Genomic DNA, 2,446 nt, shown 5'->3' on the forward strand with positions numbered 1-2,446 from the left:
GCGCATGCGACGACCCGTCCCCGCACGGCAAGGGATATATCGGGCACCCAGCCGTTCACGGCGGCAACGTCAGACCACAGACGAATCGAGGCCAATGCTTCGCCCCTTGCCGACACCGTCAGCGTTGCCGTCGCTGCCGTCCGGCCCTCGATACGTGACCACCGCTTTACAAGTTCGCTCGCAGCGCGGTGCGGCGTGCAGGAACGGGGCCTACTGGTCGCTCGCCGATCCGGCTGTGGCCGCTTTGATGCATCATCGTTCGCCGCCGTTGATGTCAGCTGGTGATGTCAGCCTGAAGGGCTATGCACTGACGGCCAACTCGCGTGCCCGCTGGCGTGCTTGGGATCTCACTTCCGTGAGTCGACCGTGGAACGAGTGGGGTTGGTCAGAAGGCACTCTGCCACCAACGATGCGGTGGATGGCCGTACGGCACGGCGTCCGGACGTTTGAGGATCCTCCTATCCAGAGGCTCCAAGATGGTGCGGAGCTCCCGAGCGCTCTTCTTGGGAAGCGCACAGATAGCGAGCTCCAATAGGTCTCGCTCGTCCGCCGGCTCAGGACAGCAGTCCGGTACACCACATCGGTCGCTGAACGGTGAAGGGAGCTGATCCCGCGGGGCCCTTGCGATGGCAGCCCACCGGGAGAGGGCCTGCTCGATGAGGCCTGGCTGGAGCCGCGTCCGCTCCAACCGAATGACCTGCGCCTGGGCTGGGCCTGAAAGCCGACCGATCTTCGAGTAGCTGCCACGTGTAGCAGAAAAATTCCTGCTCTCTGCCCGTAGGCGTGAAGGGCGCCTACGCGGCATGGCCCTTTCGGTTGTGAGTCATGAACGGCAGTCTGGCACGCGCACTCTCAGCTTGGGAAGCTAAGGTGATCTAGGGCTCGCTGCCGGGGCTGACCTGCGGCGGAAGGGTGTTGACGCCTGGCGGGCAGGTCCGTTGATTCCCCGCGGTTCCCCGTACGATCTGGCACGCGTCTGGCACGACCCGTTCGTACCGAACTCTCGGCGGGTGCGTTTCTCTTCTTGAGCGAGCGGCATGTACCTGCCCAATTCACTGATGCTGGGCCAACGCGACACAGGGCGTCCTGGGTGACCTTCACTCAGATCGGAACTCCACCCCACGGTAGGGATGTAGCGTCAGCGCATGGACTTTCGTATCACCGCTGAGGAGGAAGCGCTCGTCTTCCGGCTCGCGGAGCTCCTGGACGGCGGCACGCAACCGCTGAAGACGCAGCTCGTCGAGGAGCTGGGCCCGGACATTCGGCAGCAGCTCGAAGGGCTCAAGGCGAAGGGCTGGATCCTCGTCCGCGAGGCTGCAGACGGAATGATGGTCGTCGATCTCACCGGGCCGGCGTGGAAGGCCGTCCGCAGCCGCCACGACGTCGGCCGGTAACGGCCGTCGTGACGCTAGAGATTCGCCTACGCGATCCCATAAGGCCTGGGATCTTCGGCCTCATCCGGTGTAGCGTCGCTACAAGTAGTCGTGGTTCCGAAGTCCGTTCGCCCGTGACACATGTCTCGGGCGTTCTTGCTGTTCAGCATCTCTCCGGACCAAGGCGATCACCTCCGGATTCCGCACGGTGCGGGATTCCGAATTTCCTTGAGGGAGACAGGCATGGCCAGCGGTACCGTCAAGTGGTTCAACGGCGAAAAGGGCTTCGGTTTCATCGAGCAGGACGGCGGCGGCCCCGACGTCTTCGCCCACTACTCGAACATCGACGCCTCCGGCTTCCGCTCCCTGGAAGAGGGCCAGCGGGTCACGTTCGATGTCACGCAGGGGCAGAAGGGCCCGCAGGCGGAGCACATCCGCCCCGAGTAACAACGCAGAGAGAGACCCCGGCCGGATGGTTACCGGCCGGGGTCTCTTGCTGCCCGGGTGAAAGGGGAACAAGCCAGCGCGCACCCCCGGCAGCGATCCGCCGCCCCGAACCCGCAAAGTCACAAGGGGACGTCGACCTGCTCCCCCACGGCGAGCACGTCCGCAGGCAGAGAGGTCCGGTGGGCTGGTCAGCCCGACATCGACGGCTTCCGACAGCCAGCCGCGGTTGCGGTGGTTGCTGTACTCCGCTGCTGTACGGCAACGGCTCCGGAGGGCGCTTGATTCCTCTGCGTATGCGCTGGTCAGAGCCGTTCGGAGGCGACTACGGCCTACCCTCGTCCACGGATGGTCCGCGAACGGCCGCCCACCCCTTGAGCTTCGGGCTTCCAAGTACAGCATTCAAGCCACGACAGCGAGTCGTGGCCTGCGAGTTGAGGCGTGTCGGCGACGGTATGTCGACTCCTCAGAACGGAGGGTCTTCCGTCGAGGGCCCTTATGTGGCTGCTACCCGTGAGTGGCCGCTGTTCCCTGAGAAGTTGTTGTCTTTCCGGACGTGAGGACTGCGTTTTCGCTGGTGGGGCATAGGGCCGGCGATCTGGTGGGAGTGACGGCTTGTCATGTCGTCG

2 protein-coding genes are annotated in these 2,446 nt (G+C 64.6%); both read left to right on the plus strand.

The features are described 5' to 3' along the window. Nucleotides 1-1,145 precede the first annotated feature (1,145 nt). Nucleotides 1,146-1,394, plus strand: coding sequence for a hypothetical protein (locus ABZ904_RS51035; RefSeq protein WP_361831157.1), 249 nt, complete (start codon nucleotides 1,146-1,148; stop codon nucleotides 1,392-1,394). Nucleotides 1,395-1,616: 222 nt separating this feature from the next. After that, complete coding sequence (locus tag ABZ904_RS51040) at nucleotides 1,617-1,820, plus strand: cold-shock protein (RefSeq protein ID WP_055489114.1); 204 nt, start codon at nucleotides 1,617-1,619, stop codon at nucleotides 1,818-1,820. The last annotated feature ends 626 nt before the right edge of the window (nucleotides 1,821-2,446 follow it).

This window comes from Streptomyces sp. NPDC046900, from assembly GCF_040644975.1.
Taxonomy (GTDB): Bacteria; Actinomycetota; Actinomycetes; order Streptomycetales; family Streptomycetaceae; genus Streptomyces.

What these genes read in the sequence shown, in the direction of transcription:
- ABZ904_RS51035 (WP_361831157.1), top strand. Translation starts at nt 1,146, where the DNA reads ATGGACTTTCGTATCACCGCTGAGGAGGAAGCGCTCGTCTTCCGGCTC.
- ABZ904_RS51040 (WP_055489114.1), top strand. Translation starts at nt 1,617, where the DNA reads ATGGCCAGCGGTACCGTCAAGTGGTTCAACGGCGAAAAGGGCTTCGGT.